The organism is Micromonospora phaseoli, from assembly GCF_900109115.1.
GTDB lineage: Bacteria > Actinomycetota > Actinomycetes > Mycobacteriales > Micromonosporaceae > Micromonospora > Micromonospora phaseoli.
On record NZ_FNYV01000003.1, the window covers coordinates 322,369 to 342,371 of the forward strand.

Sequence of the window (20,003 nt, forward strand, 5' to 3'; positions counted from 1 at the left end):
AACCCTGTTCGCCCGCCCACCGCCGGGCGGTGCCGTGCCGGCTGCCGCGCCGGGCGCACGGTAGGTGCGACGATGGAGGCAACCAGGCAGGCAGGATTCCGGCGGTACGAGCGGAGGTGACCATGACCGTGGCGGTGTTCGACCACGAGGGCCCGTGGACCGAGGAGGAGTACCTCGCCCTCGGCGAGACCTCCCAGCGCGTTGAACTCTTCGACGGGAGCCTGCACGTGACCCCAGCCCCCACCCCACGCCACCAGAACATCTCCGGCGAGCTACGCGTACTGTTCCGGGGCCCGGCCCGGGATGCCGGCCTGCACGTTCTGGAAGGGGTGAACGTACGGCTCAAGCCCGGCCGCATTCCCATCCCCGACCTCGTCATCACCGGCCCTATCGATTTCGACGCCCTCAACGTCGAGGCATGCGACGTCAGGCTCGTGTGCGAGATCATCTCGCCGAGCAACGCCGCCACCGACAAGGTGCTCAAGATGCACTACTACGCCGCCGCAGGCATCGAGTGGTACCTGCTCGTCGAGCAGGCGACCGCCGCGCTGCACCTCTACCGCAAGCGCGGTGCCCACTACGTCGTGCAGAGCGTCACCGAGCCCGGTGCGGTGCTGGTGCTCACCGAGCCGGTCAAGGCGACCATCCGTCCCGAGGATCTGCTTCCCTGACGGATGTCGGTCGGCTCGCTAGGGTCGGGCCATGAGCGAGCGTCAGCGAGTGAATCATCGCCGCAGCGTGAAAGTGCCTCATGGCGGCGCGCAGCGCAGCGGAGCGCCGACATGAGCGAGTTCGACGCGGCCGAGGCGGCCGTGCAGGCGGCGCTGGACGCGGGGGCCCGCTACGCCGACGCCCGGGTGATGCACCGGCGCTACGAGTCGATGACCGCCCGCAGCGGCGAGGTCGAGGCGCTGACCCAGGACGAGAATGTCGGGCTGGGGGTACGCGCGCTGGTGGGGTCGAGCTGGGGCTTCCAGGCCGTACCGGAGCTGTCCGACCGGGCCGCCCGCGACGCCGGCCGCCGCGCCGCGCGGACCGCGACGGCGAGCGGCCTGGTTCCCGGCCCGCCCGTCGATCTGGTCCCGGCCACGCCGGTCACGGCGAGCTGGTCCGCACCGTGCGAGGTGGACCCGCTCGGCGTCTCCCTCGCCACCAAGGGCGACCTGCTGGTGGCCGCCACCCGCACGATGGCCGACCACGGGGCTGACCTCGCCGAGGGCCTGTACCAGGTCTGGGACACCGCGAAGTGGTTCGTCTCCAGCGAAGGACACCGCATCGACCAGCGCATCCGCGAGTGCGGTGGCGGCATCTCGGCCACCTCGGTCGGTGACGGCGAGACGCAGCGGCGATCCTGGCCGAGCTACCGCGGCCAGTACGGCACGACCGGCTGGGAGCTGGTCGACTCGCTCGACCTGACCGCCCACGCCGCGCGGATCGCCGAGGAGTCGCGGGAGCTGCTGAGCGCGCCGCTCTGCCCGGCCGGCGAGACGGATCTGATCCTCGGTGGCGAGCAGTTGGCGTTGCAGATCCACGAGTCGGTCGGGCACGCCATCGAGCTGGACCGCATCCTGGGCTGGGAGGCGGCGTTCGCCGGCACCTCGTGGCTCGATCTCGCCCAGCTCGGCTCGCTGCGGTACGGCTCCGAGCTGATGAACGTCACCATCGACCCGACCATCCCCGGTGCGCTGGGCAGCTTCGGGTACGACGACGAGGGCTCGCCGGCGGTCAAGCGCGACGCGGTGCGCGCCGGGCGGTGGGTGGGCGTGCTGGCCGGCCGGGACTCGGCCGCCGTCGCCGGCCTCGACTACGGCGGCAGCGTCCGCGCCGACGGCTGGGCGCGGCTGCCGATGGTACGGATGACGAACGTGGGCCTGGAGCCCGGCCCGCACAGCCTGGAGGAGATCATCGCCGCCACCGACCAGGGGGTGCTGATGGACATCAACCGGTCCTGGTCCATCGACGACAAGCGGCTGAACTTCCAGTTCGGCTGCGAGATCGGTTGGGAGATCCGCAACGGCCGGCGCGGGCGGATGCTGCGCAACCCTACGTACACCGGCATCGGGCCGCTGTTCTGGCGCTCGATGGACATGCTCTCCGCCGAGATCGTCTCGTGGGGCACGCCGAACTGCGGCAAGGGTCAGCCCGGCCAGGTCGGGCACACCGGCCACCCGGCCGCGCCGGCCCGGTTCCGTAACGTCCGGGTCGGGGTGCACGCGTGAGTACCGGTTCGACCTGGGCCGCCGACGCCGAACTGGAGGTCGCCGGGCAGGTGGTGGAGCTGGTGGCCCGGCTGGCCGGAGCGGGCGCGCAGGCCGAGGTGACGGTGAGCCGCACGGAGTTGGCCCTGACCCGCTTCGCCAACTCGGCGATCCACCAGAACGTCGCCGGGTCCGCCGTGGACGTCCGGCTGCGGGTCCACGTGGCCGGGCGTACCGCCACCGGCGGCGGCAACGCGGTGCTGGCGGACGGGCTGCGTGCGCTGGTGGAGCGGGTACTCGCGGCAGCCCGGTTCACCCCACCCGACCCGGCCTGGTCGGGGCTCACGCCGCCGGTCACGGTGCTCGCCTCGACGGATTGGGACCCGGCCACCGCAGACGCCGGTCCGGACGAACGGGCGGCCCTGGTCCGGGCGTTCGTCGACGCGGCCGACGGGTTGGCGACCGCCGGCTACTGCCGCACCGCGTACCGCGCGGCGGCGTTCGCCAACTCGGCCGGGCACTCGGCGCGGGGCCGGGCGGCCGAGGCGGCGATGGACGGGATCGCCCGGGACGGTGGCGCGGACGGCACCGCCCGGCACTGGGTCGACCGACTCGCCGATCTCGACGGCGCCGCTCTCGGGCGGCGGGCCGCCGCGAAGGCACGGGCCGCGGCCGACCCGGTGGAGCTGGCGCCCGGCCGCTACCCGGTGGTGCTGGAACCGGCCGCCGTCGGGGACCTGCTGGAGAACCTGTCCTGGTACGGCTTCAACGGCAAGCGGTACGCCGAGCGACAGTCGTTCGCCGCACCCGGGGTGGCCCAGTTCGACCGCGCGGTGACCCTGGTCGACGATCCGCTCGCCGCGTCCGGCCTGCCGTTCGACCTGGAGGGCACCCCGACGCGAGCGCTGACCCTGGTGGACGCGGGCACCACCAACGCCGTGGCACACGACCGGCGCAGTGCCGCCGAGGTGGGTACCGCCTCGACCGGGCACGCCGGGCCCGACAGCTCGACCTTCGGCCCCGTCCCCCGCAACCTGCGCCTCGCCACGGCCGGCACGGCTGGCAGCGCGAGCACGGCCGGCAGCGCGAGCACGGCCGGCAGCGCGAGCATGGCCGGCGGTGACCTGGCCGGCGCGATCGCCGATCCGGAGACCGCCGCGCTGGTCTCCCGGATGCAGCGCGGTCTGCTGGTCAGCGACCTCTGGTACACCCGGGTGCTCGACCCGTTGAGTTTGGTCATCACCGGCCTGACCCGTAACGGGCTGTGGCTGGTCGAGGACGGCCGGGTCACCCGCGCGGTCCGCGATCTGCGCTTCACCGAGTCCTACCCTCGGGCGCTCGCGCCCGGCGCGGTGCTGGAGGTGGGGCGCCGGGCGCAACGCCTGCCGGACCGCACGGTCGGCGCCTGGTCGGAGGCACCGTCGCTGCGGCTGGCCTCCTGGAACTTCACCGGCGGGGCGTCCGGCTGACCGGCCGCCCGCCGTTGGACGATCTTTTTCGGACGCCCACATATTGATCATGGAGAGAGGCTTTCCAAAGGGCGGGACACACGGGACACTGCCTTGCGCGGACGGCCCGCCTAGATCGGCGTAACGTGTGTCACTTAGCTGCCCGGTACGCCCGGTGCGGCCGTTGGTGTGCGCATGACGTGGCACGTGGGCGCGGGTTAGCCGGTCCGCCTGCCGACCGGAAGTGTTCCGCCGCCCGTGACAGGGCCCCGTCAGGGAGACAACACGAATGACATCATCGGCAACGAAACCGCGAGGCGCGCGGGCACGCGCGGCCATCGCGGCGAAGACGTTGCGTACGGACCGTTGGTGGCTTGCCCCACTGATCACCGTCATCGGACTCGGTGCCTGGGTCACGTACGCGACGGTCCGGGTCTTCATGCACAAGTGGTACTGGGTGGAGGACTACCACTACCTGACCCCCTTCTACTCCCCGTGCGTGACCGACCGGTGCATTCCGGAGGCGTCCCACTTCGGGCAGTACCTGCCCGGCTGGTGGATCATCCCGGACGCCGCGTTCACCCTGCCGTTCCTGCTGCTGTTCCGGCTGACCTGCTACTACTACCGCAAGGCGTACTACCGGTCGTTCTGGCTCTCCCCGCCGGCCTGCGCGGTGCCCGACGGCCACGCCTCCTACGGCGGTGAGACCCGGTTCCCGCTGATCGTGCAGAACTCGCACCGGTACTTCTTCTACTTCGCCATGGTCATCTCGCTGATCAACACCTGGGACGCGATCCTGGCCTTCCACAGCCCCGAGGGCTTCGGTTTCGGGCTGGGCAACCTGATCCTGCTCGGTAACGTGATCATGCTCTGGGCGTACACCATCTCCTGCCACTCCTGCCGGCACATCATCGGCGGTCGGCTGAAGAACTTCTCCAAGCACCCGGTCCGCTACCGGGCCTGGGGCTACGTCTCCTGGCTGAACGTCCGGCACATGCAGCTCGCCTGGATCACGCTCGGCACGCTGGCGCTGGCCGACTTCTACGTCATGTCCGTCGCCGCCGGGTGGATCTCCGACCTGCGGTTCATCAACTGAGGGCCCTGAACATGACGACCACAACCACTCGCATCGAACGACACCACTACGACGTCGTCGTGATCGGGGCCGGCGGCGCCGGCCTGCGCGCGGCGATCGAGGCACGGCTCGCCGGCAAGAAGACGGCCATCATCTCCAAGTCGCTGTTCGGCAAGGCGCACACGGTGATGGCCGAGGGTGGCGCCGCCGCGGCCATGGGCAATGTGAACAGCCGGGACAGCTGGCAGGTGCACTTCCGCGACACCATGCGCGGCGGCAAGTTCCTCAACAACTTCCGGATGGCCGAGCTGCACGCGAAGGAGTCGCCGCAGCGGATCTGGGAGCTGGAGACCTACGGGGCGCTGTTCGACCGCACCAAGGACGGAAAGATCTCACAGCGCAACTTCGGCGGCCACGAGTACCCCCGGCTGGCGCACGTCGGCGACCGGACCGGCCTGGAGCTGATCCGCACCCTCCAGCAGAAGATCGTCTCGTTGCAGCAGGAGGACAAGCGCGAGCACGGCTCGTACGACGCACGAATCAAGGTCTTCTCCGAGACCACCATCACGGAGCTGCTGCTCGACGGCGACCGGGTCGCGGGCGCGTTCGGCTACTACCGGGAGTCCGGCGAGTTCGTCCTCTTCGAGGCGCCCGCCGTGGTGCTCGCCACCGGTGGCGTCGGTCGGTCCTACAAGGTCACCTCGAACTCGTGGGAGTACACCGGGGACGGCCACGCGCTGGCGCTGCGTGCCGGGGCGACTCTGATCAACATGGAGTTCCTCCAGTTCCACCCCACCGGCATGGTCTGGCCGGTCTCGGTCAAGGGCATCCTGGTCACCGAGTCGGTCCGTGGTGACGGTGGCATCCTCAAGAACTCCGAGGGCAAGCGGTTCATGTTCGACTACGTCCCCGACGTCTTCCGCAAGCAGTACGCGGAGACCCCGGAGGAGGCGGACCGCTGGTACACCGACCCGGACAACAACCGGCGCCCGCCGGAGCTGCTGCCCCGCGACGAGGTCGCGCGAGCGATCAACAGTGAGGTCAAGGCCGGTCGCGGTACGCCCGCCGGCGGCGTCTACCTGGACATCGCCTCCCGGCTGCCGGCCGAGGAGATCCGCCGTCGACTGCCGTCGATGCACCACCAGTTCAAGGGGCTGGCCGACGTCGACATCACAAAGGAGCCGATGGAGGTCGGGCCGACCTGCCACTACGTGATGGGCGGCATCGAGGTCGAGCCGGACAGCGGCGCCGCGCACGGCTCGGTACGCGGCCTGTTCGCCGCGGGCGAGGTCTCCGGCGGCATGCACGGCTCCAACCGCCTCGGCGGCAACTCCCTGTCCGACCTGCTGGTCTTCGGCAAGCGGGCGGGCGGTCACGCGGCCACCTACGTCGACCAGCTCGCCGCCCGGCCCAAGGTGGAGGTGGCCGCGGTGGAGACGGCGGTGGAGACCGCCCTTGCTCCTCTGCAGCGTGACACCGGCGAGAACCCGTACACCCTGCAGCAGGATCTCCAGGCGGTGATGGGGGATCTGGTCGGGATCATCCGGCGGGAGGCCGAGCTGGAGGAGTCACTGGTCCGGCTGGCCGAGCTGCGCGAGCGGGTGGCGAAGGTCAGCGCGACCGGTGGCCGGCGGTACAACCCGGGCTGGCATCTCGCGCTCGACCTGCGCAACATGCTGGTCGTCTCCGAGTGCACCGCGAAGGCCGCGCTGGAACGCCGGGAGTCGCGCGGCGGCCACACCCGCGAGGACTTTCCCACGATGGATCCGCAGTGGCGGCGGGTGAACCTGGTCTGCTCGCTTGAGGGCGACACCGTGCGGCTGAACCGCAAGCCGCTGCCGAAGATGCGTACCGAGCTGGTCGGCCTGTTCGACCGCGCGGAGCTGGCCAAGTACCTCACGGACGAGGAACTCGCCGAATTCGACGCCCTCTCCGCCGTCGACGCTGCCGCCGCCACCGACGACGCCACCGACGCCGCCGAGAAGGAGCGCTGAGGAATGGGTACTGAAACGTCTGGGGCGCCCGGCAAGCCGGGCGCGAAGCGCCAGTTCCGGATCTGGCGGGGCGACGCCGACGGCGGCGAACTCCAGGACTACATGGTCGAGGTCAACGAGGGCGAGGTCGTCCTCGACGTGATCCACCGGTTGCAGGCCACCGACGCTCCCGACCTGGCCTGCCGGTGGAACTGCAAGGCGGGCAAGTGTGGCTCCTGTTCGATGGAGATCAACGGGATGCCCAAGCTCGGCTGCATGACCCGGATGTCGACGTTCGAGGAGAACGAGACGGTCACGGTGACCCCGCTGCGCACCTTCCCGGTCATCCGGGACCTGGTCACCGACGTGTCGTTCAACTACGAGAAGGCCCGCGAGACGCCGGCCTTCGCTCCCCCGGCCGACCTGGCCCCCGGCGACTACCGGATGCAGCAGGTCGACGTGGAGCGCTCGCAGGAGTTCCGCAAGTGCATCGAGTGCTTCCTGTGCCAGAACGTCTGCCACGTGATCCGCGACCACGACGAGAACAAGCCGGCGTTCTCCGGCCCCCGGTACTTCATCCGGGCGGCGGAGCTGGACATGCACCCGCTGGACACCAGGACCGACCGCAAGGAGTACGCGCAGTCCGACCAGGGACTCGGCTTCTGCAACATCACCAAGTGCTGCACCGAGGTCTGCCCCGAGCACATCAAGATCACCGACAATGGGATCATCCCCATGAAGGAACGGGTCGTCGACCGCAGGTACGATCCACTCGTGTGGCTCGGTAGCAAGATCTTCCGGAGGGGTCAGGTGCCTCAGACCAACGTGACCAGCGAACACTCCCCGGGCGCGGTGCGCTCCACCGCCGCGATGGGCGGTGTGCACTCCCACGCTGGCGGCTCGCACGACGCCCAGGCCGAGGTGCAGGCCCAGCAGGGTGTCAACTGGCATCGAGAGGTGCCCCACCCGACCGCCCCGGCGACCGACGCGAGCGGCAGGCTGCCGCTGACGGAGCTCACCTTCGACCGCGCGGCGGCACCCTCGCCCTTCGGCGACGACGTGACCTTCCCGCTGCCCCCGGAGCACCTCAACTTCGCCCACCCCGAGCAGGACGAAAAGCACCACTGACCACCCGAACCAGCACTGCACCCGAACCACACGGGGGCCGCGGCATCCGCCGCGGCCCCCGTCCCCATCCCCCACCCCACCCGCCGACTCCCGGTTTGATCATGAGGTTGGCGGCAGTCAAGAAGAGTCAGGGGCGAGGAGGGGGCGCAGGGCGGCGACTATCGGGGCGTCGGCGGGGAGCCAGGTGACGGTGTCCAGCTCTGCCGCCGAGAGCCAACGCAACGCGGAGTGCTCCAGCGCCTGCGGCTCGTCACCATGCAGCAGGCGGGCCGCGTACACCTTGAGCACCGATCGGCCGTGCGCCATCCGGACGTTACGGCCGACCCGCTCGCCGATCTCCACGCGTACGGCCAACTCCTCGACGCATTCGCGGGCCAGTGCCGCCGTCTCGCTCTCCCCCGGCTCCACCTTGCCACCGGGGAACTCCCACATGCCCGCCACCTCGGGCGGGGCCGACCGGGCGCAGGCCAGCACGCGCCCATCCCTGATGATGGCCGCCCCGACGATGACTTTCGGATCCCGCTGGACGGCCTGTCCGCCGTCGTTAGCCCGTTCGGTCCGCACGGGCGTCCAGGGTGCCAGATCAATCGGCGGTTTGGGTAGCGTGGTCAGCCGTCAGGCCAGGAATACCCGGAAGTGTGGGCGTGGACACACCATCCGTGCGAGGTAAGACTAGGGGGCACCGACAAAGACACGGGGCGGCGACGATTTGGCCACAAGCCGGCAACGAAGCCTGGGAGGTGCGGTGATGCGTGCGCTGTTCGGCGGTCGCGCTAAGCACGACTACCTCAGCGACGCTCTCACCCTACTGAACGGGTGGACGCGCGAGGGCGAGCAGATCCGGCGCACCTTGGTCATCGACGACACCCAGCACGCGGCGCTGACCGAGCGGGTCAAGGTGGTCGCCGACGCGCTGCGGCTACGCCCGGAGATCAGCCGGCGGGCCGACCACACCCAGATCCGGGTCGGGCACGGCAACGAGCCGCTCTCTGAGGGCGAGGTCCTGCTGGCCGCCCGCATCGAGGACGCGTACCGCGCCGTCACCGCGGACTGACCGCGCACCTGATCCGCGCCATACCGCCGGAACGGCGCTCAGCGCCCCGACGCCACCATCCCGGGAGAACCGGAGCGGATCTTGCCGTTGGCGCGGGCCACCTACCGTTGGGTACATGACCAACGCGACCTATGACCGCAAGGAGCAGTTCCAGCAGATCCAGAGCGGGCTGCTCGACGGAGAACAGATCATCGCCGTCTACGACGCGGTCGGCACCGGCACCGGGTTCATCGGGCTGACCGACCGACGCGTGATCATCCAGGACCGCTCATTCGTCGGCAAGCGGTACGCGATCACCAGCATTCCGTACTCGAAGATCACCAGCGTGAGCGTGGTCAGCAACAAGTCCTGGGGCGGATCGTTCTTCTCCACCGGCGCCATCGCCATCCACGTCGGCACCCACACCTACGAGGTGGAGTTCCGGGGCGAGAAGAAGAGCCACCACGTGCACAACGTCATCCTGCACTACATCAGCTGAGCGATCGGCAACTCTATCAATCGATGAGATTCAGTGTGACGATGTTGCGAGGGTAAGTTGCGTGGGCGGGTGCCCGCCACGTCGGAGGGAGCACCTGATGCCGCTGTCGTCACACCGTGACGAATCACGTCGAGGCTGGCGGCGGGCAGCGGTCGGCGCGGGTGCCGCCCTTATCCTTGCCGCCGGCGGTGCCATCGCGGCCACCGGACCAGCCAACGCCGCTACCGGACCGGCCACCGTCAGCCACATCGGCACCTGGGCCGGCGAGCGGCAGACGCCGGGTCCAGCGGCGAAGGTGTCACTCACCAGCCCGGCAGAGGGCACCGTGCTCGTGTCGGTGTGTGCGATCCGGATGACCGCCGTGGCGCAGGCCCAGATCGGGACCATCGATCGGGTCGAGTTCTACATCAATGATCAGCTCGTCGGCAGCGACGCTCACGAGCCGTACGGGATCGACGTTCCGCCCGGCCACCCGGCGCTGCAGGGCAGCACCCGACACACCGCCTTCGCGCATGTCGTCACGGTCTCCCCGGCCGCCACCGCCGACTCGACGAGTGTCACCTTCGGTTATGGGCCGCCGCCCCCGGCGCTCATGGTGATCGCCTGCCCATCGCGGGTGGAGGTGCCCGCAGGTGGCTCGACGACCGTGACGTTCGTGACGGCGTGCGGCGGCGCACCCGGCCTACTGTTGACCGTCAGCGGTGGCCCCGAAATCAGCGTCACGCCGAGGGTCTCGCCGCCGGGCAACCGAGAACATCGGATCACCGTGTCAGCCGCGCCCGGCAGCACCGGCTCCGTCGCGTGGATCACCGCCAACGCCGACACGGGTGGCTGCATGCCCGCCACTGCGGCGGTCACTGTCAGCTGATCAGGCCCAGCCCCCGCAGGGGCGTCCCCCAGCGGCGAGCCGGAGCAGGTCGGCCAGGGACGGCACGTCGGGGCGGCGGGCCACCACGATCAGCCGGGCTCCAGGCCGCCCGGCGACGGCCCGGGCCATTCACGCCGCCCACGTGAACGCCGCCGCATTCCACCTCCACAACGTCATGAGGTGGGTGGCGAGCGCTGGCTGCTGGCCCGGTCGCGCGCGAGATCTTGGCACAGAGACATCCCCGTGGCACTTCGTGCCAAGATCTTCCGCCGTGCACGGGTGCGCAACGAACGCGCAATTGGGTGTGGGTTTGGTCGATCATGGGGGCGCGGCAGTCAGGACGAGGGTGCCTGAGGGCCGCGCCGGACGGGGTTGCGGTCAGCGCTGGTTGATCGAGTAGGTGACGCCGGTCGCACCGATGTGGACGTCGACGTACTGCCCGTCGAGGGAGGCCGGCACCAGGGCACCGACGAGGTGTACGGGGACTACGGGTTGGGCGGCCTGCCTGATCTGGGCGGCGGCGATGACGCGACTGAACTCTTCGTACGCGATGCCGTTGTCCTGGCTGCCACCGATCGCATACAGCTCGACCGGCCCGGTGTTGGGGTCCGGGCTGATTTTGGACATCTCCGTCAGCAGCCGGTTGAGCGAATCGGCGGCCAGTTTGAGGGTACTCATGTCGTTGGCGCTGAGATGGATGCAGCCGACCCTCAGACGGTTGCCGACCGGGACGCGGGCCAGGAGGGCAACGCACGGGCCGACGCCTCCGGTGCCGGCCGTGACATTCGACCCGATAGCGGCGACCGGCATGGCCAAATCAAAGAGCTTAGCCATCTTGGCCGAGGCATCCGGGAAGACGGTCTTGGTGTTCCCGGCGACGATCCGACCGTTGTGCGGCAACGCAGCGATGGCCTGGCCGAGCGCCTGCTGGTGGATCGCCTGGAAAGCTTTCGCGTCGCTGTGGTCCGGCTCGTACGTCTCATCGGTCCGGTCGAGGGTCGGCGCAGCAGTCCCGTCCACGGACGGGAGCACTTTGTAGATGGCTAGGTCGAAGGGGTCGATCAATTCGTTGGCATCAAGCGCGTCCGGGTCGGTCAGCCACTTCCACGCCGTACCCGCGAACGGAAACTTCGTTGCCTGGAGCATCCAGCACCACCTCAGGGCGTATTTGTCGGGTAGACCCGCCGCTTGACGCCGGGCCCCTGGGTTGCACCTTCCTGCCGCGGCACCGCCGGAATCCGGGCCACCGAAGGCGGTGGCGCGATCTTCGTCAACGGACCCGGAACGGCCAGTTGCTCGACCACCTGGATCTGGCCCGGCGGGATCGTCTCAGTGGTCTGGAAGTTGTTGCTGTCGCCGCTCTTGTCCTGGCGCCACCGATCGCTGCCGGCGATGCTCGCCTCCACCACGTCGAAACAGAGCACGAGCCCACCATGATCGGCCACGTCCCGCAGGGCCGGCTCGTGCGCCTTCATTCCCATGGCCCACTCGGTGTGCTGCCGCGCGTAGGAGAGCGCCACGTCGAAGCTGAGCGTGACGGTGTGCCAGCCCTGGTCCTTGTACTCCGAGGCGACGATGTGCTTCTCCCACCGCTTGCAGCCAAGGCCACTGCCGGCCTTGGCCGGCTGGAGTCCTGCGGCCGAAATGCTGGTCGGCCCGTGGTGGAAGTTCTCCCGGTTGGTGCCCTGGTAGAACCGGCGCACCCCGGGCGGTACGGGGCCGGGCGTCGGATTCGCCAGCCGCCACAGGTGCTCCTGTCGCGTGTTGTGCGCCTGGAGCGCGACCGGGTCGTTCAGATCCACAACGAGCTGGTGCAGGCCGGTGGTCAGCCGATAGAGGATCAACTTGTCGGCGAGGGCGGCGAAGCTCGGCGCGGAGTACTTGGTGGAGAGAACGATCATGTTGGCGGTCGGTAGATAGTCGCTGCCATCCGGGCTGTCGAGAAGCGCCACGCAGAGCGACGTCGTGTGGGCGGCGTTGAGCGACGCCACGGCACCAGCGACCACCTGATCGGCCGTGCACAGCTGGATGAGGCGCGCGGTCAGTTCCGGGTGTGCTGATGGAGGTGCCACGCTTTTCTGGCCCGTGCCGGGGTTTGGTTGCATTCCGCGACACTAGGCCCGCCAATAACTCCACGTCACGACACAGTCACGAAGCAGACGGGGCGGCTGACCGTTTTATCAGTTGCGACGGCCATCGATGGGCGATTGGCTGGGCAGCCTACGGAAAGGATGACGACATGAGGCACGCGACAAGGTCCATCCCGCTCACACCTGTTGGCGACTTCATCGAAACGAGGCTCTGTGCGTACGTGGAAATCATCGGACAAGGCGCCGCGCGGCGCTGGTAGCACCGACGGAGGCCGCTGATGTCGGTCTTCGACGACCCGGGACACTTCGGCCGGATGTGGGCCGACCGTTACGACCTGCCCGGTAACCCCGACCCGACGACGGCGGTGGAGTTCCTCGCCGACCTGGCCGGGGACGGCCCGGCGCTGGAACTCGCCATCGGCACCGGCCGGGTGGCCCTGCCGCTGGCCGCCCGCGGCATCGCCGTGGCAGGGGTCGAGGCGTCGCCGGAGATGGTGGCGAAGCTGCACGCCAAGCCCGGCGGCAGCGACATCCCGGTCGCCATCGGCGACATGGCGGACGTACCGGTGACCGGGACCTACCGGATGGCGTACCTGGTCTTCAACACCCTGTTCAACCTGGTCCGGGCCGAGCGGCAGGCGGACTGCTTCCGCAACGTCGCGCGGGTGCTGGAGCCCGGGGGCGCGTTCGTCATCGAGACGTTCGTGCCCGATCCGGCGGACTTCGACCGGGACGAGCAGGTCCAGATGCGGGAGGTGACCGAGGAGTCGGCCACCATCCGGCTGCACCGCTACGACCGCGAGGCGCAGACGTTCCTCCGGCAGACCATCACATTCGACGGTACGGGGGTGCAACTGCACCCGTTCGCCATGCGGTACATGTGGCCCGACCAGATCGACGAGATGGCCGGCGGGGCCGGGTTCCGCCTCGCCGAGCGGTACGCCGACTGGGATCGGGCGCCCTTCGGGCCGGACAGCACCTCGCACGTCTCCGTGTACCGGCTCGGCTGACCGCGCCACGGTGCGGGCACGGATCGGCGGCTCACCGCCGTGCCCGCACCACCGGCCGGGCCAGACCGCGCCCGCGCGGCCGGCACCTGCCGACCTCGGGCTCGGCTGGTGGGCTCGCCTCGGGCTGGGATACTCGATCACATGCCGACCCGTACGTCGCTCACGGTCAGACTTCGCCGGGCCGTCGCCGGCGGCCGGGGTCGCTGGCTTCGCCGGGCGGTACTGGCCGGCGTGATCGGGGTCGCGCTGCTGGTGGCCGGCGCCTGGGCCAGCGTGAGTTGGATCCGGTCCGGTGCCGAAGGGCGGACGTACACGGCCCAGACGGTCCCCGAAGCCCCCGTCGCCCTGGTGCTGGGCACCCGGGTCCAGCCCGACGGCACCCCGTCGCCGTTCCTCAGCGCCCGGCTGGAGATCGCCCGCGAGCTGTACGCCACCGGCAAGGTCCAGGCGATCCTGGTCTCCGGCGACAACATGCGCCACGAGTACAACGAGCCGGAGGCGATGCAGCGCTGGCTGGTCGACCGGGGCGTACCCGCCGACAAGGTGGTGCTGGACTACGCCGGCTTCGACACGTACGACTCGTGCGCCCGGGCAAAGCGGATCTTCGGCGTGGACCGGGCCACGGTGGTGACCCAGGCGTTTCACCTGGCCCGCGCCGTCACGGTCTGCCGGCACCTCGGTGTCGACGCCAACGGCGTCGGCGACGAGACGGCCCGGGAACTGAGCCACCGCACCTGGCGGATCAGCTCCACCCGGGAGTACGGCGCCGGGCTGAAGGCCGCGTTGGACGTCCTCTCCGGCCGCGACCCGGCGCACCTCGGCCGACGCGAAACCGGCATCGAAGACGCCCTGCGCGCCAGCTGACCGACCGCGCAGCAATCGCGGTGCCCCCAGTCCCGACCGTGGTCAGGAGCTAGCGCGGTCGACGCCCTTGTGCACCCGCGCCGAGCGGTCCACTAGTTCGCGCAGGACGGCCAGATCGACGCGGTCGAGGCTCTTCAGATAGAGGCAGCCCTTGCCGGTCTTGTGCGGCCCGAGCCGCGCGAGCGCCGACGCGTACCGGTCTTCGAACCCGCCGACGAGGTAGACCACGAGGTGCTGCTTGCGCGGCGAGAAGCCGGCGAGGGCGCTGTCGCCCTCGCGGCCGCTGTCGTACCGGTAGTGGTAGCGGCCGAAGCCGATGATGCTCGGCCCCCACATCACCGGTTCCTCCCCGGTGACCTCACGCATCAGCGCAATGAGTCGTTGGGCGTCGGCCCGCCGGCTTTCGTTCGGCACGGCGGCGAGGAACTCCTCGACCGGCTGGCCGGTAGGCGCTGTCATTCCCGCATCGTAGGCGCTCCCGTGATCCGCACGGCCGAGGCGCCTGCGCCGAGAAGCAGCAGCGCGCCGCCCACGCCGGCCACGGTCGCCGTCCGCGTACCGGTCGACCGGCAGTCCGTCAGCGGAGGCACCGCTGTCCCGGACCGCCTCGGTGCCCTGCCCGGCCTGACCGTCGGCCTTCTTCGGGTGCGGTCGGACGGCCGGCCACTCAGACGTTGAAGCGGAACTCCACCACGTCGCCGTCCTTCATGACGTACTCCTTGCCTTCGATGCGGACCTTGCCCGCCGCCTTCGCTGCCGCCATCGAGCCGGCCTCGACCAGGTCGGCGTAGGAGACGACCTCGGCCTTGATGAAGCCGCGCTGGAAGTCTGAGTGGATCACCCCGGCGGCCTCCGGCGCGGTGGCGCCGACCGGGATGGTCCAGGCCCGCGCTTCCTTCGGTCCGGCGGTGAGGTACGTCTGCAGGCCGAGCGTCCGGAAGCCGACCCGAACCAACTGGTTCAGGCCCGGCTCGGACTGCCCGATCGACTCCAGCAGCTCGCGGGCCTCCTCGTCGGGCAGGTCCACCAGCTCGGATTCGATCTTGGCGTCCATGAAGACCGCCTCCGCCGGAGCGACCAGCGCCCGCAGTTCGTCGAGGAACTCGGCGTTGTTCAGCTCGGCCTCGTCGACGTTGAAGACGTACAGGAACGGCTTGGTGGTGAGCAGGTGCAGCTCACGCAGGTGCTCCAGCTCGACCCCGGCCGCCGCCGCACCCGTGTACAGGGTGGTACCGCCGTCCAGGACGGCGACTGCCTTGCGGGCGGCATCCACCGCGGCGGCCCGGTCCTTGCGGAGCTTGGCCTCCTTCTCCAACCGGGGCAGCGCCTTGTCCAGCGTCTGCAGGTCGGCGAGGATCAGCTCGGTGTTGATCGTCTCGATGTCGTCGGCCGGCGAGATCTTGCCGTCGACGTGCACCACGTTCGGGTCGGAGAAGGCCCGCACCACCTGGCAGATCGCGGAGGCGTCGCGGATGTTGGCCAGGAACGCGTTGCCCCGTCCCTGCCCCTTCGACGCGCCGCGCACCAGCCCGGCGATGTCGACGAACGACACCGGAGCGGGGATCACCTTCTGCGAGCTGAAGATCTCGGCGAGCTCGTGCAGCCGCTCGTCCGGCAGCCCGACCACGCCGACGTTGGGCTCGATGGTCGCGAACGGGTAGTTCGCGGCGAGCACGTCGTTCTTGGTCAGCGCGTTGAACAGGGTGCTCTTGCCGACGTTGGGCAGGCCGACGATGCCGATGGTGAGACTCACGACGAGCCAGCTTACGCCCTGCGCCGCCCGGCCCTGGCAGCTAGCCCCGCCGCGGATGGCTCAGGGGCCGACCCGGACCAGACGAAGCTGATCGATCATCGTGGTGGCCCGGTTCAGGTCACCCGGGGTGAGCGGGAGATGCCGCATCGTCAGCCGGTGGGCACCTGCGGTGAGCCGGGTGGTGCCGTGCGACGTCCAGCCGGTCAGCCGAGATCGGGAGGACGACTCGGCGAACTCGCCACCGATCGGACGGTCAGCGATCAGATACACCGTTCTTCCCGATTGCGGCGCGAGGAGTCGAATGTCGGAAAGCTCGTACTCGCCGTCCTGGGGCACGGTGACGGTGACGGTGAATGAATCCAGTGGGCGGGCGTAGAAGCCCAACGCATTGCCACCTGAATAGCCGTAGTTGCAGCAGTCCTTGGTCACGTACAGCTCGCAGGGACGCCCTTCACACGCCGGTCTGGCCGGCACACTGCCGACGGTAACCGCCGTCTCCGGGTCGGCGACGAACTCCTCCATCTCGAACGTCACCACGACCGGGGCGACCGGCGGCGTCGGCGCGACCGGGGGCGTCGGCTCGACGTCCGGCTCGCGGTCAGGGCGCAGCAGGAGCACCGCCACGGTCGCCAGCGTGACCACGAGAACCGCCGCCCCGACCGCGACCGGGATCCACCGCCGACGGCGCGGCCCGGCAACCGGCCGACGCACCTCAACGGCGACCCGGCCGCTGAACCGGGAACTCTCCTCGGGGGGTGAACCGGCCGAGGACACCAGCGCGCGCACCTCGTACGTGCCGGCGGGCACATTGGCTGGCACGTTCACCGTCACGAGGTAGGAGACGGTGCTGTTGGTGGGAACGTTGCGCTGCGGTCGGTCGACGGCGAACCAGGCCCGTGGCACGCCGTCGTCGGTGACAAGTTGCAGCACTGCGGTGTCGTCTGCGTCAGCTGGATTGGACACCGTGAAGACGATCTCGCCATGCCCGGCCTGATCGAGAACGAGGTGCGCGGCGACCGCGTCGACCGCCCAGGAGGTGGTCATGAATTGACTCCGAGAGAAGACACGAAGAACGTTGACGAGTGAACCGTAGAAGGTGCAGCGCTCTGGTGAGGAGATGCGTCACAAAGGCGACTATCGATCAATGTGAGCTCAGCGGGCGCCACCTGAGAACGCCCTTCAAGTGACCAGGAACGGGATTCGCGCCAGGCTGTGGACCGGCGCGGCTCAGTCCCGCTCGACTGGACCCGGCTGGCGCGGCAGCACGGTTCCCGCCCACGGCGGCGAGACCGGCGCCAGCTCACCGGCCGCGGCAAGTGGCAGCGTGAACCGGGCGCCGGCTGTCGGACCGGCGTGCTCCGACTCGCGGAGCATCCAGTGGATCTCGTCGGCCGTCCAGCCCAGCGCCGCCCGGCCGGCGATCTCCCGGAGCAGCCGCAGCGCGGCCCGGGTGTCGTCGTCGTAGAAGCGCATGCACCAGTGGTGCACCCACATGCCCAGCGCCCGTACGCCGTCGTGGTCCAGCGAGCGCACCAACCGGCCGCAGGCGGTGTCGCCGAATGCGCGGCCCGGGTCGCCGGCGCGGTCCCGCTCGATGGCGCCGAGCGCCGCGGGAGCGACCGCGCGCATCCGCTCGTAGAAGCGTTGGACCACGACCTCGTCCAGTGGGGCGCCCCCCTGGCTCGACGCCGCCGCCCGACCCACCACGCTCGCCATGCCGCGCCCCTTCTTCAGTTGGTGGCCGCACGCTACCGACCACAACCGACACTTTCGCCCGGCACCGCCCCGCCGACCGTCGACCGGGTGTTAATAGGGGGCCCTTCCTCTACCGCAGGCGTTAACAGGGGGCCCCTCCTTAAGCTCAGGTCCGAATTCCGCCAGCCGGGTTGTCGGAGGCGGGCGCATGATCGGTGGTGTGGAACTGGACTTCGAGCGGTGTTACCGGGCCGTCGACAGCCGCGACCAGCGGTTCGACGGCTGGTTCTTCACCGGGGTGACCTCAACCGGGATCTACTGCCGGCCGTCCTGCCCGGCGATGACGCCGAAGCGGCAGAACGTGCGTTTCTTCCCGTCGTCGGCCGCGGCGCAACGCGCCGGCCTGCGGGCCTGCCGCCGTTGCCGCCCGGACGCCTCCCCCGGGTCACCGCAGTGGGACGTCCGCGCCGACGTGGTGGGCCGGGCGATGCGGATGATCGCCGACGGGGTGGTCGACCGCGACGGGGTGCCCGGGCTGGCCGCCCGGCTCGGTTACACCGAGCGGCACCTGCACCGGATGCTGCGGGCGGAGCTCGGCGCCGGGCCGCTGGCGTTGGCCCGCGCTCAGCGCGCCCAGACCGCCCGCATCCTGATCGAGACCACCGGACTGGGCCTGGCCGAGATCGCGTTCGCCGCCGGTTTCGGCAGCGTCCGGCAGTTCAACGACACCGTCCGGGAGGTCTACGGAGCGCCGCCGTCACAGCTGCGTACCGCCGGCCGGGGCCCCCTGGTCGGCGGCGCGGGCACGGTCACGCTGCGGTTGGCGTACCGGCCGCCGCTGCACGCCGCCGCGCTGCTGGACTTCCTGGCCCGACGCACCCTGCCGGGGGTGGACGAGGTACGCGACGGGTCGTACCGCCGGGGCCTGCGGTTGCCGCACGGCACTGGCGAGGCGACGCTGACTCCTGCGGCAGGGCACGTGGCCGCGACGCTGCGCCTGACCGACCTGCGGGACCTGGCCCCCGCCGTGGCCCGCTGCCGACGCCTGTTCGACCTCGACGCGGATCCGGTGGCCGTCGACCAGACACTCGCCGCCGATCCGGCGCTGGCACCGGCCGTGGCCGCCGCGCCGGGGGTACGCGTTCCCCGGGCGGTGGACGGCTTCGAGATGGCCGTCCGCGCCATCGCCACCCAGCAGGTCTCCCTGACCTCCGCTCGCACCACCCTCACCCATCTGCTCGCCACCGTCCCCACCCCCAGCGACGTTGATCAAGAGGATTTGGTCGCGGAGAGCGGTTCCGCGCGACGCAAACCTCTTGATCAACCCGGCTCGGCGGGGGAAGGGGCGCTGCGGGGGTTCGTCACGGCGGAGGAGCTGCTGGGGGTGGCGGATGCCGGGTTTCGAATGCCGGTGGGGCGGCGGGAGACGATCCGGGCGGTGGCGCGGGCCGTTGTCGACGGCCGGCTCGACCTGGAGCCGGGCGGGGACCGGGCGGAGACGGCGCGGCAACTGACCGCGATCCCGGGCATCGGCGGTTGGACGGCGGGCTACCTGGCGATGCGTGCGCTCGGCGACCCGGACGTGTTCCTCGCGACCGACCTCGCGGTGCGCCGGGGCGCCACCGCCCTCAACCTGCCCGACGATCCGAAAACCCTCGACGCGTACGCCACCCGCTGGAGCCCCTGGCGCTCCTACGCGGTGATCCACCTCTGGAGAGCGGCATGAGCCCGACTGGGAGAGCAGCATGAGCAGCACGATCGACAGCACGGTCATCGACACCCCCGTCGGGCCGCTCGCCATCCTCGCCGGCCCGGACGGCGCGGTGCGGGCCGCCGGCTTCACCGCCGACCCGGCGAGCCTGCTACCGCTGGTGCACCCCAGCCTGCGCGGCGAAGAGGGCCGGCGACCGGCGCTCGGCGAGCCACGGCAGCGGCCGGATCTCGGCCCGATCACCACCGCCGTGACCGCCTACCTCGGCGGCGACCTCGCGGCGATCGACGACGTCCCGGTCGAGCAGCACACCGCTGGGGCGTTCATGTCCCACGCCTGGCAGGTGCTGCGCGAGGTGAAGCCGGGCGACCCGATCACCTACACCGGGTACGCCGCTCTGGCCGGCCGCCCTGCCGCGGTACGGGCAGCCGCAGCGGCCTGCGCCCGTAACGCCGCTGCCCTCTTCGTCCCCTGCCACCGGGCGCTGCGCACCGACGGGACGCTCGGCGGCTATCGCTGGGGGCTGCCGGTGAAGCGCTGGCTCCTCGACCACGAGCGACGCGCCTAGCCCGTGTTTCAGACACCGCGCTGGGCACCTCACCGGGGGCCGCTGGCCACGACCGCAGGGTACGGTCCCCGTACTGCTGACAACAAGCCG

Annotated in this window: 20 protein-coding genes; 13 read left to right on the forward strand and 7 right to left on the reverse strand. The window is 70.4% G+C overall.

Annotated features, from left to right (window positions below):
* Positions 1-122: 122 nt before the first annotated feature.
* The 6 genes from BMY89_RS09755 to BMY89_RS09780 all read left to right on the forward strand — a co-directional run bounded on the left by BMY89_RS09755 (position 123) and on the right by BMY89_RS09780 (position 7,822).
* Positions 123-671 (forward strand): Uma2 family endonuclease, encoded by a 549-nt coding sequence (locus BMY89_RS09755; RefSeq protein ID WP_092379225.1) that lies wholly within the window; start codon positions 123-125, stop codon positions 669-671.
* 111 nt (positions 672-782) lie between these two features.
* Complete coding sequence (locus tag BMY89_RS09760; RefSeq protein ID WP_092378274.1) at positions 783-2,219, forward strand: TldD/PmbA family protein; 1,437 nt, start codon at positions 783-785, stop codon at positions 2,217-2,219.
* Positions 2,216-3,667 carry a TldD/PmbA family protein gene (locus tag BMY89_RS09765; protein ID WP_232521163.1) on the forward strand — a complete coding sequence of 484 codons (1,452 nt, stop codon included), beginning with the start codon at positions 2,216-2,218 and terminating at the stop codon, positions 3,665-3,667. Before BMY89_RS09760 ends, BMY89_RS09765 begins: the two co-directional genes overlap by 4 nt.
* A gap of 268 nt (positions 3,668-3,935) precedes the next feature.
* Entirely contained in the window at positions 3,936-4,742 is an 807-nt protein-coding gene (locus BMY89_RS09770) for a hypothetical protein (RefSeq protein ID WP_092378277.1), read from the forward strand.
* 11 nt (positions 4,743-4,753) lie between these two features.
* On the forward strand, positions 4,754-6,715 hold the full coding sequence (locus BMY89_RS09775) for a fumarate reductase/succinate dehydrogenase flavoprotein subunit (RefSeq protein ID WP_092378280.1): 1,962 nt from the start codon (positions 4,754-4,756) through the stop codon (positions 6,713-6,715).
* 3 nt (positions 6,716-6,718) lie between these two features.
* Complete coding sequence (locus tag BMY89_RS09780; RefSeq protein ID WP_092378283.1) at positions 6,719-7,822, forward strand: succinate dehydrogenase/fumarate reductase iron-sulfur subunit; 1,104 nt, start codon at positions 6,719-6,721, stop codon at positions 7,820-7,822.
* 117 nt (positions 7,823-7,939) lie between these two features.
* Here the strand turns inward: BMY89_RS09780 and BMY89_RS09785 are convergent, their stop codons facing one another.
* Positions 7,940-8,386, reverse strand: a complete 447-nt coding sequence (locus BMY89_RS09785; protein ID WP_092378286.1) for a (deoxy)nucleoside triphosphate pyrophosphohydrolase — start codon at positions 8,384-8,386, stop codon at positions 7,940-7,942.
* A 184-nt stretch (positions 8,387-8,570) separates the two neighbouring features.
* Between BMY89_RS09785 and BMY89_RS09790 the strand changes: the two genes are divergently transcribed.
* From BMY89_RS09790 to BMY89_RS09800, 3 genes are all read left to right on the forward strand, one after another.
* Positions 8,571-8,876, forward strand: coding sequence for a 4a-hydroxytetrahydrobiopterin dehydratase (locus BMY89_RS09790; RefSeq protein WP_092378289.1), 306 nt, complete (start codon positions 8,571-8,573; stop codon positions 8,874-8,876).
* A 115-nt stretch (positions 8,877-8,991) separates the two neighbouring features.
* On the forward strand, positions 8,992-9,354 hold the full coding sequence (locus tag BMY89_RS09795; RefSeq protein WP_092378292.1) for a PH domain-containing protein: 363 nt from the start codon (positions 8,992-8,994) through the stop codon (positions 9,352-9,354).
* A 97-nt stretch (positions 9,355-9,451) separates the two neighbouring features.
* Positions 9,452-10,222, forward strand: a complete 771-nt coding sequence (locus tag BMY89_RS09800; RefSeq protein WP_092378295.1) for an Ig-like domain-containing protein — start codon at positions 9,452-9,454, stop codon at positions 10,220-10,222.
* 378 nt (positions 10,223-10,600) lie between these two features.
* On the opposite strand, the gene BMY89_RS09805 is transcribed toward BMY89_RS09800, so the two are convergent.
* The gene (locus BMY89_RS09805; RefSeq protein ID WP_092378297.1) at positions 10,601-11,368 is read right to left on the reverse strand and encodes a hypothetical protein; all 768 of its coding nucleotides are present in this window, start codon (positions 11,366-11,368) and stop codon (positions 10,601-10,603) included.
* A gap of 11 nt (positions 11,369-11,379) precedes the next feature.
* Positions 11,380-12,294 (reverse strand): hypothetical protein, encoded by a 915-nt coding sequence (locus BMY89_RS09810; protein ID WP_170147622.1) that lies wholly within the window; start codon positions 12,292-12,294, stop codon positions 11,380-11,382.
* A gap of 296 nt (positions 12,295-12,590) precedes the next feature.
* On the opposite strand from BMY89_RS09810, the gene BMY89_RS09815 reads away from it, so the two are divergent.
* Together BMY89_RS09815 and BMY89_RS09820 are read left to right on the forward strand one after the other, a co-directional pair.
* A complete protein-coding gene (locus BMY89_RS09815) occupies positions 12,591-13,322 on the forward strand; it encodes a class I SAM-dependent methyltransferase (RefSeq protein WP_092378302.1) in 732 nt (243 codons plus the stop codon).
* Positions 13,323-13,463: 141 nt separating this feature from the next.
* Positions 13,464-14,186 (forward strand): SanA/YdcF family protein, encoded by a 723-nt coding sequence (locus BMY89_RS09820; protein ID WP_092378305.1) that lies wholly within the window; start codon positions 13,464-13,466, stop codon positions 14,184-14,186.
* A 42-nt stretch (positions 14,187-14,228) separates the two neighbouring features.
* Here BMY89_RS09820 and BMY89_RS09825 read toward each other — a convergent pair whose 3' ends face one another.
* The 4 genes from BMY89_RS09825 to BMY89_RS09840 form a co-directional block, all read right to left on the reverse strand.
* On the reverse strand, positions 14,229-14,645 hold the full coding sequence (locus BMY89_RS09825; protein WP_092378306.1) for a DUF1801 domain-containing protein: 417 nt from the start codon (positions 14,643-14,645) through the stop codon (positions 14,229-14,231).
* A 208-nt stretch (positions 14,646-14,853) separates the two neighbouring features.
* Positions 14,854-15,939 carry a redox-regulated ATPase YchF gene (ychF, locus tag BMY89_RS09830; RefSeq protein WP_092378309.1) on the reverse strand — a complete coding sequence of 362 codons (1,086 nt, stop codon included), beginning with the start codon at positions 15,937-15,939 and terminating at the stop codon, positions 14,854-14,856.
* Positions 15,940-15,999: 60 nt separating this feature from the next.
* Positions 16,000-16,983: a carbohydrate-binding protein gene (locus BMY89_RS09835; RefSeq protein WP_092378312.1), complete on the reverse strand. Its 984-nt coding sequence runs from the start codon at positions 16,981-16,983 to the stop codon at positions 16,000-16,002.
* A 183-nt stretch (positions 16,984-17,166) separates the two neighbouring features.
* Positions 17,167-17,655, reverse strand: coding sequence for a hypothetical protein (locus BMY89_RS09840; protein ID WP_092378315.1), 489 nt, complete (start codon positions 17,653-17,655; stop codon positions 17,167-17,169).
* Between the two features lie 199 nt (positions 17,656-17,854).
* On the opposite strand from BMY89_RS09840, the gene BMY89_RS09845 reads away from it, so the two are divergent.
* Entirely contained in the window at positions 17,855-19,360 is a 1,506-nt protein-coding gene (locus BMY89_RS09845; RefSeq protein WP_092379231.1) for a DNA-3-methyladenine glycosylase 2 family protein, read from the forward strand.
* 19 nt (positions 19,361-19,379) lie between these two features.
* Positions 19,380-19,913: a methylated-DNA--[protein]-cysteine S-methyltransferase gene (locus BMY89_RS09850; RefSeq protein ID WP_092378318.1), complete on the forward strand. Its 534-nt coding sequence runs from the start codon at positions 19,380-19,382 to the stop codon at positions 19,911-19,913.
* Positions 19,914-20,003: the final 90 nt, after the last annotated feature.